Source organism: Synechococcus sp. B60.1 (assembly GCF_047462555.1).
Lineage (GTDB): Bacteria > Cyanobacteriota > Cyanobacteriia > Thermostichales > Thermostichaceae > Thermostichus.
In genome coordinates, this window is the sequence record NZ_JANSJN010000020.1 from 1 (window position 1) to 12,938 (window position 12,938).

Below are 12,938 nucleotides of genomic sequence, written 5' to 3' on the forward strand. Positions count from 1 at the left end.
TAACCTCGTTTCTTTTCTCAAGTCAGCATCAAGTCGCATACTAAGGCAACAGTTTGCGGAACAGCTCAATCAAGTGTACTGGGGAAAGGCTAAGCTTTGGCATGATTCTAAGTGCATTGTCTCATGCGGCGGTGCACCTCTAGAAATCGTGAAGCGATATATCCAGAATCAGTCAGGAGGCGCTACCCTCCCCACCGTCTATACGGTGGGGAATCCCGCGCCTTACGTTGAAGATTTGCCAGCCTGCGGGAGACCTCTAGACACTGCGGTTTCGACCTGAAGAGGGATCCCCGCTGCTTTCGGGGCGTTTGAGGTCGGCCAAATCGTTGAGGCGACGCAGAATACCCCACCCCTGCAGAGCTTCCAGCAGGGCTTCCCGGACGACAGCCACGGTTTCTTGGTCAAGGGCGAGGCGGAGGTAGTCCACCGCTAGCCGCGTCTGCTCGGCATCCAGGTATGGCATCAAGCTCTGCAGCCGACGCACGCCCAGCAGCCGTCGGTAGGAGTCGGGGGAAGCAATGTCGCTGAGATCTCGCTCCAGTTGGGAACGCTGCCGCTCCTGGCGGCGGCTGAGCCACTCCCAAAACAGCAGCGCCAACAGGGCAAAGGTGGCTAGCCCTTGCAAAATGGCGCCCGTGGCCAGCCAGCGCTGGCTGGATTCTGCCCAGATGGAAACCACGATGTAGGTGCCCAGGGTGGCACCTGCCCCCCCGACAACAGCAAGCAGCAGGGAGCGATCGGCTTGGCGAAACCAGGCTTGCAACTCCTGCCAGCGGCGGCTGAACTCAGGGCTGCGCGCAGCATACAGCCCCAGCATTGCCCCACTGCCCACAGCTAGAGAGAGAGCTAGCCGCCAGTGCCAAAAAGCCAGCCCCGCCAAGGCCAAGCCCGACAGGGCCAAAACCCGCCATTGCGGCCCCGAGAGTAGCCACAGGGCCACCTGGGATCCCCTCTCCACTGCCCCTTTCTGAACCCGCTGCAGATACTCCCGCCAGGATCCCTGGCCGGAAGAGGGGCGACCTGACCGATCCTTCACTGTCGGTAACTCCAAGACTTCGTCCCATCTGGCCCCTGCCAAGGTGGCAAGACAGGTCAACGCTTCCTAACTATGTTCGCTTCCTAATTATGTTACTAATCATGCTCTGCCGGCAGAGCCGAGGTAGGCTTTCCACCCTTGAGTTTGCAACTGGGCGTTTTTCTCTTGCACCGCTTGCTTAAGGCTTTCCCGGTAGGCCAGCACCCGTTGTTGCAGAGCGGGATCGCCGCTGGCCAAGATCTGCACGGCCAAGAGCCCAGCGTTGTAGCCATTGCCGATGGCCACGGTGGCTACTGGGATCCCTTTGGGCATTTGCACAATCGAGTAGAGGGAGTCCAGCCCCTGTAGGGATTGACTAAACACCGGCACCCCAATGACCGGCAGAGGAGTTAGAGACGCCACCATCCCCGGCAAGTGGGCTGCCCCGCCGGCGCCGGCAATGATGACGCGGATCCCTTGAGTATGGGCGCGGCGGGCAAAGTCCACCATCGCCTCAGGGGTGCGGTGGGCGCTGAGGATCTGCAGTTGGTAGGGGATCCCGAACTCCTCACACACCTGGGCAGCGGGTGCCAGGGTGGGCAGATCCGAATCGCTGCCCATTACGATAGCGACGAGAGGGGAGACTTCCATGAGCGGCTGGCCCGTCGTAGTCGATCCATGATCGCATAACCTAGGCCGGTGACGACCGGTGGCGGTTCGGCCAACAGCAGAGTGGCCGCTCCCTCATCCAGGCGGCGCAGGCTGGCAAAGAGGGCGCGGGCCGCCAAGTTGGGATCCGGGCCCAGACATTCTAGGGTAAAGGTGACCTCAGGCCAGTGGTGGGAGAGGCTTTCTGCCAGCGGTTCTGGTTTGGCGGCGAAACTGAGAATGCCTAGGTGCGAGTGGCCGGTGGCCAAGCGCTGCAACTGTTGCCAGTCCTCGGGCTGAAGCTGGGTAAAGGCAGTGGGCAAAAGCCAGAGGGGCTTACCGGGGGCGTAGTGGCTGCTCAGTTGGCCGGGAGCCTCTGGCCTCTCCTTGCGGTCTGGGGCAGGGGGAGAGCTGAGGGGCAAATTGAGGTGGGATGCCAAAACTTCCTGTGGGATCCCGCCGGGGCGCAACAAGGTGGGAGTGCCGTCTGGGCTGAGCTTGAGGACTGTCGATTCCACGCCTACGGCACACTCCCCCCCGTCCAAGATGTAAGGGATCCGCCCCGCCAACTCGGCGTAGACAGCCTGGGCCGAGGTGGGGCTGAGGCGGCCAAAGCGGTTGGCGCTGGGGGCAGCCAAGGGCACCTGAACTGCCTGCAGCAAAGCCTGGGCTACGGGGTGGGCCGGCACCCGCAGCGCCACGGTGGGCAAACCGCTGGTGACCAGATCCGGCACCTGCGATCCCTTAGGTAGCACCAAGGTCAGCGGCCCCGGCCAGAAGGTGTTGACGAGGGATCCCAGGCGAGCGCGAGCGGCGGGAGTAAAAGCCGCCAGATCTACCAGCCAGCCCTGCAGTGCCTCCAGATCCAACCCAGCCGGCAGATGCAGGATCAGGGGATCGAAGCGGGGGCGCTCCTTGACGGCAAAGATCTTGGCCACCGCCTGCTCGTTGAGGCCGTGGCCTGCCAGGCCGTAGACCGTTTCTGTAGGCATGGCCACCAACTGGCCCTGCCGCAGCGCTTCAGCCGCCAGGGCAAGGTGCTCAGGGGTGGGGGGGAGGATCTGGGTTTGCATGGGAGGGGATTCACGGCCCTGCGGGCAACGAGAACGGGTTTTGCCGGTCTCGGCCTCAGGGCTAGCTTCCTTCTTCAACGTGGGTGTGCAACACCTTGCCGCGCAGGGTCTTGCCCAGCCAGGAAGTAGCTTGGGAGTGAGAGCGGAGGGTAGCTGCTGAAACTGTCCAGGTATGGGCTGGATCAAAGAGCACCCAGTCACTGCCGGGATCCAGACAGGGCGGCTCCAACCCCAGGCAGCGGGCCGGGTAGAGGCTGAGGGCCGACCAGAGCTGTAGCGCTGTTAGCAATCCCGTCTCCACCAGGTTCTGCCACAGCAGCGGCAAGGCCAACTCCAGGCCTATGGCCCCAGGAGGAGCCTCGGCAAAGGGCAGGGTTTTCTCCTCGTAGGTGTAGGGAGCATGATCCGTGGCGATGCCCAGGCTGCCGCTGCGGATCCCGGCAATAAGGGCCTCCCGGTCGGCGACGTGTGGCAGAGGAGGCAGCAGGCGCAGGTTGGGATCGTAGCCGTGCTCCAAGACGGCTTCCTCCGCCAAGAGCAGGTGCATCCAGGTGGTGCTGGCGGTAACTGGCAGCCCCTCTGCCTGGGCCCGCTGGACAAGCTCTAGACTGCGGGCTTGGCTAAGGCGCATCACATGCACCGGCGCCGGCGAGGCAACGCTGCGCATCACTTCTAGGAGGCGGGCCAAGGCGGCAGTTTCGGCACTAGTTGGGATCCCCTTCAGCCCTAGGCGCAGGGCCCACACCCCCTCGTAGAGGCTGCCCGAGCCCGCCAGGGTGGGATCCCAGGCCCAAACCAGCAGTGGTTTATTCCAGGGCCGCAAATACTCCAGGGCCCGGCGCAACAAGACCGGGGAACCTGCGGATGATGTGCTGCTAAAGGAAGTGGCAAAGCCAATGGCTCCTGCCTGGGCCAGCTCTCCCCAGGGGTTGGCGGTCTCTCCCTTGTCCTCCAAACTCAAAGCAGCCCAGGGCAGCCAGCGGGAATCCCCAGGTCGGCGGCGGTAGCGGCCCACCTGCTCCGGCTGGTTCAGCACCGGGAAAGTCGCCGTTCCCGGCAGGGGGGCAGGGAGAAGACCCACTTGGGTAAACCCCCCTGCCAGAGCTGCCGCCCCTAGAGAAGTGAGGGTCTCGCGGCCGGGGGAGAGCTCTTCGTTAGTGATCTCGCCACTGTGGGCGTACAGATCTATCAAACCTGGCCCCAGCACCCAGCCAGTAGCATCCAGGCGGGGGATGTCGGCAGGGATCCCCGTTGGCTGAGTAGCCCGGAGGCGGCCCTGCTGTAGCCACACGTCGGTCACCTCATCCCGCTGTTGCCAGGGATCCAACAGGCGCACCCCACGGAGGCAGAGATTGAGCAGGCTCAGGTCGGCAGGGAAGGTGGATCCCATCTTCCACCTCGCTAAAGTGCACCCGCTGTGGTGCAGTCGAAAATCTGGCCGGACAGGTGAGTGGTGAGGTTCAACACTTTGAGAACAGGAGCGCCGTCCTTGCCGTCGGGGTAGTCGATAACGGTAATGCCCCCATTGCCCTGCTTGAAGATCCAAAAGGCGTGGGGGGAAAGGTCGAACAACTGGCAGATGATCGCCTTGTTGATGGCGTCGTGGGCCACCACCACGGCCGTGCCTTCGGGAAATTGGGCGGCGGTGATGGCCAAAATCTCTTCCCATGCCGAGCGCGTGCGATCCCACACTTGGTACAGGTTTTCCCCGTTGGGCATTTGCACCGTGGCCGGATCCCGCTGCCAGCGCTCCAGCTCGCCTGGGTATTCGGCTTCCACCTCGCTCTGGAGCTTGCCCTCCCAATCGCCGTGGCAGATCTCCTGCAGCTCCGGCATCGGGCGCAGGATCAGGTTGGGGTGGTTGCTGCAGATGGCGTCCGCCGTGGCCCAGGGGCGCTTCAGCGGGCTGGAAAAAGCCAGGTTCAGCGGCTGATCGGCCAGAAACTCCGCCACCCTAGCTGCCTGCTCCTCGCCAGTGGCGTTGAGGGGAATATCCCGCTGCCCCTGAAAGCGCTGCTCCCGGTTCCATTGCGTCTCGCCGTGCCGCACCAGCAGGATGCGCATCCCCCGCTTGCGTTTGGGCAGAGGCTGACCCAGATGGGCAGTGATATTCAAAGATTCCAGTTGTGGCGGCGCCCCCAGGCCCTGGGGAAAGTTGAGAACGCTGATGGCGCAGTTATCTTGCCCAAGACGGTGGTAGTGAACCGGCCCCAGGCCGATGGCGGTGCTGACCAGGGCGCGGTTGATGCCGCTGTGCCCGACGACGAGAACGTTGAGGGGATGCCTTGGATCGGTTCCCCGATCAGAGGAGGTGGGGGGCGCTGACTTCACTTGCTCGGCCAGCAGTTGCCAAAACTCCTGCGCCTGCTGCCAGAGATCCCGCACCGGAAGGCGCCCCTCCAGCTCTAGCTCGTCGGGACGGTGCCGCCATAGGTGGTAATCTTCTGGGTATTTCTCCTTCACCTCGGCAAAGGTCAAGCCCTCCCAGGCCGTCAGGTCAATCTCCCGCAGGTGCTCGCTGATGGACAAAGGGATCCCCGCTCGCTCCTTGAGAATGATACGGGCGGTGTCGAGGGCACGGGAGAGAGGGCTGCAGTAGGTGTAATCCAAGGGGATCCCGGCCAGAACCTCAGCTACCCGCTGTGCCTGCGCTTCTCCATTGGGGGTGAGGCGAGAGAGATCGGAGCGGCCTTGGATGCGATTTTCGACGTTGAAGGTGCTCTCACCGTGGCGCACGAGCAGGATGCGCAGGGCAGGCTGAGCCATTGTTTGCACGGACTTACTCAAGAACACCTTCTAGAGTATCGCCTAGAGTATCGCTGTTGGACTGGGCTTGCCCTGCCAGTGGGGTTCTTTCTAGGAGTTGGGATCCCGGATTCTGGCCTCAACAGATCGGGCGGTCAAGTTTTCAATTTTGACCGCGGCAAGATCGTGGAAGAAAACACCCCCCAAGAGTTTTTCAGCAACCCCCAGGAAGAGCGTTCCCGCCTTTTTTGTCGCAGATCCTTTCCCACGAAGGGGCTGGGCTTAGAGAGGCGCAAGCCGTGCCAGAAAGGCTCCCTCCGGCTCTTGGTAGAGAATTTGTCCCTGCCAGCCGTGGGCGTGGGCATAGCGCAGCAGGGTCTCCGGATCCACAAACAGCCAGGGAAAGGGATCCCCGCGCTGCCCGTTGTACTCGGCCACAAAGTTCACCACCTTGGCTTTTACCTCGCCCGCCGCTTTCAAGTCCTTCCCCTTCTCCCAATCCTCGGCTTCAGAATCGGCTGAACTTTCTACCTGCGGCAGATCCGCCGAGCCGCCATCTTCCCTGAGGTCGCTTAGATCGGTGGAATCCACAAGCAACTGGCCGGTAGGCTGAACCCAGTGGCGGGCCAAGGTTAAAAAACGCTCCAATCCCGCCAGGGATCCCACCAGGCCAACGCCGTTCATCAGCAGCAGCAGCGTATCGAAGGGCTCCTCCGGCCCCTCCCAGGAGAACAGGTCGGCGGCAATGCGGCAGCGCACCCCCCGTTCGGCCATGATCCGCAGCGCCACGGGGGAGCGATCCAGGGCGGCCACAGCCAACCCCTCCTCCTGCAGCAGCAGGCTGTGGCGGCCTGTGCCGGCGCCAATGTCCAACACGCGACCGCGACAGAGATCCAAAGCCAGGGCCTCCACTTCTGGCAGCTCCTGGGTGAAGAACACCTCCGGCGAGACCACCTGGGGCTCCTCTGCCAGCGGGATCCCCTCGGCGCTGTAGGCGTGCAAGCACAGGGAGCCCCTGGCCTGGCCCCGGTGCCAGTCCCACAGGGCTTGTTCGAGCGGATCCTGAGGTAAAGGGTTTTCGACAACCTCTATCATGGGAAGGGAAAGCCAGCGTCTTGCCCCGATGGCCATCGTCGCATTGCTTGACGCCGCCGCTATCGTCCTTTTGCTGATCGCTGCAGGGGTTTGGGCCCCATCTCTGCAGGCCAACTGGGAGACTGAGCCCCAGCGTACACCCAGAAGAGCCCTCGGCAACTCCCTCTGTTCCTGTCTCCATTGTGGAGCACCTGGAGCGCCAATACCGCAACAGCCCTACCTACCGGCCTGATCCTTCGGGTATGCTTCAAGAAATTCTTGAAGATCCTTGAAGAGAGGGGTTCCAGGAGCTTCCTGAAGGTGTGAGCAGTACCCCTGCTGCCCGGATTCTGCTGTTGTTCTCTTCTTTAGGGCCCATGGTTGCCAAGTCTCCGCCACCCATCGTCTACATTGCTCTGGGGCTCCTGCTCCTCTGGGGCGGTCATCGCGCTTGGCGGGCGGGCTACCTTCGCTGGCCGCCAGGGATCTCGCTGCCAGGGTTGGGCAGTAGGGCCCAGGATCTGCTCTTAACCAGCGGCGAGCGCACCCTCTTTGCCGATAGCAGCCCCGCCGCCGTGGCTGCCGCAGAGCTCATCCGCCAGGGCAATTTTGGGGCGGCGATCCCGCTCTTGGAGATGGGGCTGCAGAACAACCGCAACGACCCGGAAGCGCGCATTTTTTTGAACAACGCCCGCGCCCGGCAACAGGGCAACCCCTTGAGCTTAGCCGTGGTGGTGCCCATCTCCAGCAACCCCAACCGCGCCAAAGAGACGCTGCGGGGCGTGGCCCAGGCCCAAGAGGAGCTTTTCCAACAGGGGGGCCTTGAGGGGCGGCTGCTGCAAGTGGTGATTGCCGACGACGGGGATAACCCGGAGCGAGCGGCGGCAGTGGCCAAAGCGCTGGTGGGCCAGCCTGAGATTTTGGGGGTGATCGGCCACAACGCCAGCGATGCCACCCTGGCGGCGGCTGAGATCTATCAGTCTGCCGGCCTGGCCATGATCTCCTCCACCTCCACCAGCACCCGCATCAGCCTGCTGGGGAACGCCATCTTTCGCACCGTCCCCTCCGACCAGATTGCTGGCACGCAACTGGCCCGCTATGTCCTCAACAAGCTGCGCCTGCAGAGGGTGGCCATCTTCTACAACCCCAACAGCGCCTATAGCACCAGCCTGCGCGACGCCTTTGCCTCCACCCTGACCAGCGAAGGGGGGATTGTGCTGGCCACCTTTGACCTAACAGCCGCCGATTTCAACCCCCAGGCCAGCCTCCGGAGAGCACTGGAGCAGGGATCCCAGGTGGCTTTCTTGGCACCCACGGCTTCCGTAGCCGAACAAGCGCTGGCCGTTGCCCGCCAGAACGCCCTCCTCGGCCAACCCCTTGCCCTGGTGGGGGGGGATGTGCTCTTCAGCCTTACCACCCTCAAGGAAGGGGGAGCAGCGGTGGAGGGCATGGTGGTGGCGGTGCCCTGGCATCCCGATCTTCTCCGCAGCCGCGGCTTTGCCCAGAAGGCAGCCCAGATGTGGGGAGGGCAGGTGAGTTGGCGCACCGCCCTGGCCTACGACGCCACCCGTGTTTTTCTCCAGGCTATTCGGCAGGGATCCCCCAGCCGCAGCGGCATTCTCACTGCCCTCGGCGACTCCAACTTCCGCTTGCCAGACGGCGCTTCCGGGGAGGTGCGCTTTTTGCCCTCCGGCGACCGCGATGCCCCCAACGTGCTGGTGCGCATTGAACGGGGCAACCGCTCCGGCACGGGCTACGACTTTGTGCCTCTCCCCTAGGGATCCCGGCAAGCGCTACAGTAGGGGATGCTCTCAACTCTCTTCATCTCCTCAGCTCGGATGGATCCCATGCCCAGCCGGATCACCGCGTGTTTTCAGGCGCTGCGCAGCCGCGGCGAAGCCGCCCTCATCCCCTACCTCACCGCCGGGGATCCCGACCTGGAAACCACCTTTGAGGCCCTGCAAGTTTTGGATCAACACGGCGCCGATCTCATCGAGTTGGGGGTGCCCTACTCGGATCCCCTGGCCGATGGACCCGTGATCCAAGCAGCAGCTACCCGCGCCCTCAAGCGGGGTGTTACCTTGGGTGCCATCTTGCAGGGCTTGAGGTGCCTCTCGCTGCGGGCCCCTCTCATCCTCTTCACCTACTACAACCCCATCCACCAGCTCGGCCTCCCCACCTTTGTGCAGCAACTGCGCCGGGCCGGCTGTGCTGGCTTAGTCGTCCCCGACCTGCCCCTGGAAGAGGCCGGATCCCTGCGGGAAGCAGCGCAGGCAGAGGGGATCGACCTGATCCTACTGGTGGCCCCTACCAGTCCCCCGGAGCGGATGCGCCGTATTGCCCAACAGTCCAGCGGCTTTATCTACTTGGTCAGCACCACCGGCGTCACCGGCGAACGGGCCACCCTGGAGCAGCGGATCCCGGCCTTGCTGCAGCAGTTGCGCCAATACACCTCTCTGCCGATTGGGGTGGGCTTTGGCATCTCCACCCCCGACCAAGCCCGCCAGATTGCTCTCTGGGGAGCCGATGCCGCTATCGTGGGCAGTGCCTTCGTGCAACGGCTGGCCAAAGCCCCCACTCCCGCCCAGGGGCTGCAACAAATCGCCCACTTCTGCCGGGATCTAAAAGCTGCTCTGCAAGGAATAGGTACCCCCGAACATTGACTGCTTCAGTGTGTGGGCAAGAGGCTTGCCTTTATCTCAAAACAAGTAAAACGAATGTTTACATTTTGTTACTACCCTCGCCGACCGGTTTCCGGCCTGCTGACCCAACAGAGCCAGAGGATTGGCGGCCAAGCAGACACTCTGGTGCCTGTTTATTTGTAAATCTTCACAAAACACTCATCCCTCCCACGCTATAAAATTGACCTGGATGCTCGGCTGTCTGAAAGTCGCAGAGGTTCTTGACTTGTCTCAAAATCTGGGGCTTCGGTGGGGGTAATCTGCTCCACAGGATCCCCGGTTTTTGGGGAAACGGGATCCCACAAGAGAGCTTGGGATTCGGCTTTTGAGAGGTTCAGCCAGTCGCTCATCGCTTTTTGGAAAGACCAGAAGGAGATCCATCATGCAAGACGCCTTTACCCGGGTGATCGCTCAGGCAGATGCACGCGGTGCTTTTTTAAGTGATCAAGAGTTTGACCGTTTGGCGGCTTTGGTGGCAGAGGGCAACAAGCGCCTGGATGCGGTCAACCGCATGACCAGCAACGCCGCCCAAATCGTGACCAATGCGGCTCGTTCCCTGTTTGCCCAGGAGCCGGATCTGATCGCCCCTGGCGGCAATGCCTACACCAACCGTCGCATGGCTGCCTGCCTGCGCGACATGGAGATCATCTTGCGCTACATCACCTACGCCACCCTGGCGGGGGACAGCTCGGTGCTGGAAGATCGCTGCCTCAACGGCCTGCGGGAGACCTACATTGCGCTGGGGGTGCCCACCAGCTCCATGGCCAACGCCATTGCGGCCATGAAGAAGGAAGCCCTGGCCAAGATCATGGATCCGAACGGCATCACCCCTGGCGACTGCTCGGCGCTGCAAAGCGAGGTGGCCAGCTACTTCGACAAGGCGGCTGCCGCCATTGTTTAAGTTGAGGGTAAGTTGAGGGTTGAAGGCGGTCGTCTCTCTTTAAAGCTCCCTGAGATCGTCTAGATCCCTTTTTTCGATAGGCAGAAAGGCATCCCCCACTTAAAGGGGTGCCGGCTGCTCAACTAAGACTTTTGCTAACAGTCAACGCATTTAGGAGTTGCAAGGTGAAAACTGTCATTACCGAAGCGATTGCCGCTGCTGACAATCAAGGGCGTTTTCTCAATGCCAGCGAGCTGCAGGCCGTTAATGGTCGTTACCAGCGCGCTGCTGCCTCTCTAGAAGCGGCCCGTGTCCTGACCCAAAACCAACAAACGCTGGTGCGCGAAGCGGTGCAGGAAGTATTCAAGCGCTTCCCCTACCTGACCCAGCCGGGCGAGATGGGCCATGGCGATGTGTTTCAGGCCAAGTGTGCCCGCGACATTGGCTACTATCTGCGCTTTATCACCTACTCGCTGGTTGCAGGCGGCACGGGCCCCCTCGATGAATACTTGGTGGCTGGCCTGCGGGAGGTGAACCGCTCCTTTAACCTCTCCCCGAGCTGGTACATTGTGGCTCTGCAACACATGAAGAGCCGTGCACTGGGCATGCTGAAGGGCCAAGCAGCCAACGAGGCAGCCATTTACTTTGATTACGCCATCAACGCCCTTAGCTAAGGGATGCCAGAGTAGAGATCCCGTTTTTGGGGGAGCGATCTCTTTCTTCGTCTTTCAATTAAGTGCCCCTATAGAGCAGGCAGCAGCCCAAGTAAAGCTGAGCCGGTCGTTTCCAGGTTTTCGGCACCGCGGCTCTCCTCGAGCCGGCTAGGTTGCCTGCCTGCTTCCCAAGCGCTTGTGCCTGGGTACAGCTCCGCCTCTGGAGGTGGCTTTTGGGGCCCCTCTGGTGTTGAGGGGGTTTTTGTGCCCAGGTGCTGCACAAAGTTGAACTCGACTCGGGGGAAAGCGATGTTTGGTCAAAGCACCAGCGGCCCTGAAACTTTGACGGAAGCCGGTAGCCGGGTTTACAAGGTTGAGTACACTGGCCTGCTTAACCCGCCCGATGCTCTGGCCACCTCTGCTAAGGTGCGTCGCAGCACCATGAGCACCACAGTTCCTTACAGCCGGCTGTCTGCCGAGATGCAGCGCATTCTGCGGATGGGCGGCAAAATTGTGCAGGTCACTGCTCTATCGGTGGCCCCTGCCCAGAGCAACGGCGCTGCTGAGTAAGGGATCCCCCTGCTCAACCGCAGTTATTGGCAAGGTGGCCTCGATTCCATGGACAGCTCTGCAAGGCTTCCCATGACATCCAACACAGCGGTGCTGCCCCAGCCGCTCACCTGGGAGCAGGCAATAGCGCGGCTGCAGGGGGATGATCCCCAAGATCGGTATTATGCCGCTTGGTACTTGGGCACGGTTCGGGATCCGCGGGGCGTGGAGCCGCTGCTGCTGGCGTTGCGAGATGAGCGGGATCGCACCGCTTTGGGGGGCTACCCGCTACGGCGCAATGCCGCCAAAGCCCTCGGGCAAATTGGCGACGTGCGGGCCGTGCCCGGCCTGATCGAGGCACTTGCCTGTACCGATCTGCACGTGCGGGAAGAGGCTGCCTACGCCCTGGCCCAGTTAGGGGACAGGCGAGCGGTGGATCCCTTGCTGGCCTTGCTGCAGTCGCGGGAGCAGGAGCAGCCCTGGGAAGCCTTCATCGAGGCGCTGGGCCAGCTCGGTGCCACCGAGGCCGAGGCGGCGATCCGGCCTTTTTTGAGCCACCCTTCGGAGCGGGTGCGTTCGGCAGCTGCCTGGGTGCTCTATCGCTTTACGCAAGCCGAGGAGCTGACCCAAGTTCTGGTGGCGCTGCTGGCCCACCCCAATTTCAGCCTGCGCCAAGCGGCCCTTTTCGATCTGGCAGAATCCGGCTGGGTGGCAGGAGCGTCGCTGTTGGCGACAGCCGATGTGGCCCTTAACCTGCGCATCAACGCTCTGAAGCGCCTGTTCGACGTGGCGCTACAGTTGGGGCGGGTGCCGCCGGATGGGGTGGCAGCGGCGATCATCCCGCAGCTGGACAGGCTGTTCTAGACGTGGAAGGGCTTTGGGCCCTCCCCCGTGTTGGCTCACTCGAATGTTTTGTTCTTTACCTTACCTTCGGCCTGTGGGTTGTCTATGTCCTCTTCCTCGGCTGCGCAAGTGCTTCCTACTGCTGTGGCTCAACTGGCTGCTGAACTGGAACAGGCCACCTCAGCCGAAGAGCTGTTGCGGGTGGTGAGAGCGCTGGGATCCTTGGGCCACGTGGAAGGGATCCCCCTGCTCATTCGCGCCTTTGGCTTCAACCGCCCTGCCGTGGGAGAAGCCGCCCTGGAAGAGGTGCTGCGCTTCGGGGAGGCAGCGGTACAGCCTTTGCTGGCCAACATCGATGGCTTCGACTATGGGGCACGTGCCTATTCGGTGCGGGCATTGGCCCGTATCGGCCACGGGGATGCCTACCCCTTTTTGGCGGAAGCCATTGTGGCGGACTTCGCCCCCAGCGTGCGGCGGGCGGCAACCCGTGGGCTGGGGCGGGTAGCTGCACGGAGGCCTCTCTCCGACCAAGAGCAAGCTTTGCACCTGTTGCGTCAGTGCTTGGGCGACGCTGACTGGGGCGTCCGCTATGCTGCCGTCGGATCCCTGACGGACTTGGCTCGGCTGGGGGAAGCGTCCCTGCGCCCCGCAGCCGCAGCGGCTCTCCAGATGGCTTTGCAGGATGCGGATCCCTTGATTCCCCTCCGCGCTCGCCTCAGCCAGCAGGAGCTGGCTGCTGAGCGGTAGCCTCTTCTTCTTTAGTTGTTTTGTTTCTTG

At 62.5% G+C, this 12,938-nt stretch carries 14 protein-coding genes; 8 read left to right on the top strand and 6 right to left on the bottom strand.

The window, feature by feature from the left end; genetic code table 11:
• Positions 1–280, top strand: a 280-nt coding sequence (locus NW863_RS03760) for a transposase (RefSeq protein WP_414364525.1), incomplete at its 5' end; no start/stop codon positions are given.
• Here the strand turns inward: NW863_RS03760 and NW863_RS03765 are convergent.
• From NW863_RS03765 to NW863_RS03790, 6 genes are all read right to left on the bottom strand, one after another.
• A complete protein-coding gene (locus NW863_RS03765; protein ID WP_414364527.1) occupies positions 257–1,096 on the bottom strand; it encodes a hypothetical protein in 840 nt (279 codons plus the stop codon). The two genes, NW863_RS03760 and NW863_RS03765, sit on opposite strands and share 24 nt — an antisense overlap.
• 39 nt (positions 1,097–1,135) lie before the next feature.
• The gene (purE, locus tag NW863_RS03770) at positions 1,136–1,666 is read right to left on the bottom strand and encodes a 5-(carboxyamino)imidazole ribonucleotide mutase (protein ID WP_414364528.1); all 531 of its coding nucleotides are present in this window, start codon (positions 1,664–1,666) and stop codon (positions 1,136–1,138) included.
• The gene (locus NW863_RS03775; protein WP_414364529.1) at positions 1,636–2,736 is read right to left on the bottom strand and encodes an L-threonylcarbamoyladenylate synthase; all 1,101 of its coding nucleotides are present in this window, start codon (positions 2,734–2,736) and stop codon (positions 1,636–1,638) included. Before NW863_RS03775 ends, purE begins: the two co-directional genes overlap by 31 nt.
• A 61-nt stretch (positions 2,737–2,797) precedes the next feature.
• Positions 2,798–4,126 (bottom strand): dihydroorotase, encoded by a 1,329-nt coding sequence (locus NW863_RS03780; protein WP_414364530.1) that lies wholly within the window; start codon positions 4,124–4,126, stop codon positions 2,798–2,800.
• 11 nt (positions 4,127–4,137) lie between these two features.
• Positions 4,138–5,502 carry a histidine phosphatase family protein gene (locus NW863_RS03785; protein WP_414364531.1) on the bottom strand — a complete coding sequence of 455 codons (1,365 nt, stop codon included), beginning with the start codon at positions 5,500–5,502 and terminating at the stop codon, positions 4,138–4,140.
• Between the two features lie 261 nt (positions 5,503–5,763).
• On the bottom strand, positions 5,764–6,576 hold the full coding sequence (locus NW863_RS03790) for a class I SAM-dependent methyltransferase (RefSeq protein WP_414364532.1): 813 nt from the start codon (positions 6,574–6,576) through the stop codon (positions 5,764–5,766).
• 356 nt (positions 6,577–6,932) lie between these two features.
• On the opposite strand from NW863_RS03790, the gene NW863_RS03795 reads away from it, so the two are divergent.
• The 7 genes from NW863_RS03795 to NW863_RS03825 all read left to right on the top strand — a co-directional run bounded on the left by NW863_RS03795 (position 6,933) and on the right by NW863_RS03825 (position 12,908).
• Entirely contained in the window at positions 6,933–8,333 is a 1,401-nt protein-coding gene (locus NW863_RS03795; protein ID WP_414364534.1) for an ABC transporter substrate-binding protein, read from the top strand.
• A gap of 69 nt (positions 8,334–8,402) precedes the next feature.
• On the top strand, positions 8,403–9,218 hold the full coding sequence (gene trpA / locus NW863_RS03800; protein WP_414364536.1) for a tryptophan synthase subunit alpha: 816 nt from the start codon (positions 8,403–8,405) through the stop codon (positions 9,216–9,218).
• 400 nt (positions 9,219–9,618) lie between these two features.
• A complete protein-coding gene (locus tag NW863_RS03805; protein WP_414364537.1) occupies positions 9,619–10,137 on the top strand; it encodes a phycocyanin subunit beta in 519 nt (172 codons plus the stop codon).
• A 164-nt stretch (positions 10,138–10,301) separates the two neighbouring features.
• On the top strand, positions 10,302–10,790 hold the full coding sequence (locus tag NW863_RS03810) for a phycocyanin subunit alpha (protein ID WP_011429135.1): 489 nt from the start codon (positions 10,302–10,304) through the stop codon (positions 10,788–10,790).
• A gap of 288 nt (positions 10,791–11,078) precedes the next feature.
• Positions 11,079–11,339: a phycobilisome linker polypeptide gene (locus tag NW863_RS03815; RefSeq protein ID WP_414364538.1), complete on the top strand. Its 261-nt coding sequence runs from the start codon at positions 11,079–11,081 to the stop codon at positions 11,337–11,339.
• 72 nt (positions 11,340–11,411) lie between these two features.
• Positions 11,412–12,182: a HEAT repeat domain-containing protein gene (locus NW863_RS03820; protein WP_414364539.1), complete on the top strand. Its 771-nt coding sequence runs from the start codon at positions 11,412–11,414 to the stop codon at positions 12,180–12,182.
• An 84-nt stretch (positions 12,183–12,266) separates the two neighbouring features.
• The gene (locus NW863_RS03825; RefSeq protein WP_414364541.1) at positions 12,267–12,908 is read left to right on the top strand and encodes a HEAT repeat domain-containing protein; all 642 of its coding nucleotides are present in this window, start codon (positions 12,267–12,269) and stop codon (positions 12,906–12,908) included.
• Positions 12,909–12,938: the final 30 nt, after the last annotated feature.

Excerpts from the sequence above, each read along its gene's own strand:
- trpA (WP_414364536.1), top strand. The coding sequence starts at position 8,403 with ATGCCCAGCCGGATCACCGCGTGTTTTCAGGCGCTGCGCAGCCGCGGC.
- NW863_RS03825 (WP_414364541.1), top strand. The coding sequence starts at position 12,267 with ATGTCCTCTTCCTCGGCTGCGCAAGTGCTTCCTACTGCTGTGGCTCAA.
- NW863_RS03815 (WP_414364538.1), top strand. The coding sequence starts at position 11,079 with ATGTTTGGTCAAAGCACCAGCGGCCCTGAAACTTTGACGGAAGCCGGT.
- NW863_RS03805 (WP_414364537.1), top strand. The coding sequence starts at position 9,619 with ATGCAAGACGCCTTTACCCGGGTGATCGCTCAGGCAGATGCACGCGGT.
- NW863_RS03785 (WP_414364531.1), bottom strand. The coding sequence starts at position 5,502 with ATGGCTCAGCCTGCCCTGCGCATCCTGCTCGTGCGCCACGGTGAGAGC.
- NW863_RS03775 (WP_414364529.1), bottom strand. The coding sequence starts at position 2,736 with ATGCAAACCCAGATCCTCCCCCCCACCCCTGAGCACCTTGCCCTGGCG.
- NW863_RS03820 (WP_414364539.1), top strand. The coding sequence starts at position 11,412 with ATGACATCCAACACAGCGGTGCTGCCCCAGCCGCTCACCTGGGAGCAG.
- NW863_RS03790 (WP_414364532.1), bottom strand. The coding sequence starts at position 6,576 with ATGATAGAGGTTGTCGAAAACCCTTTACCTCAGGATCCGCTCGAACAA.
- NW863_RS03780 (WP_414364530.1), bottom strand. The coding sequence starts at position 4,126 with ATGGGATCCACCTTCCCTGCCGACCTGAGCCTGCTCAATCTCTGCCTC.
- purE (WP_414364528.1), bottom strand. The coding sequence starts at position 1,666 with ATGGAAGTCTCCCCTCTCGTCGCTATCGTAATGGGCAGCGATTCGGAT.
- NW863_RS03795 (WP_414364534.1), top strand. The coding sequence starts at position 6,933 with ATGGTTGCCAAGTCTCCGCCACCCATCGTCTACATTGCTCTGGGGCTC.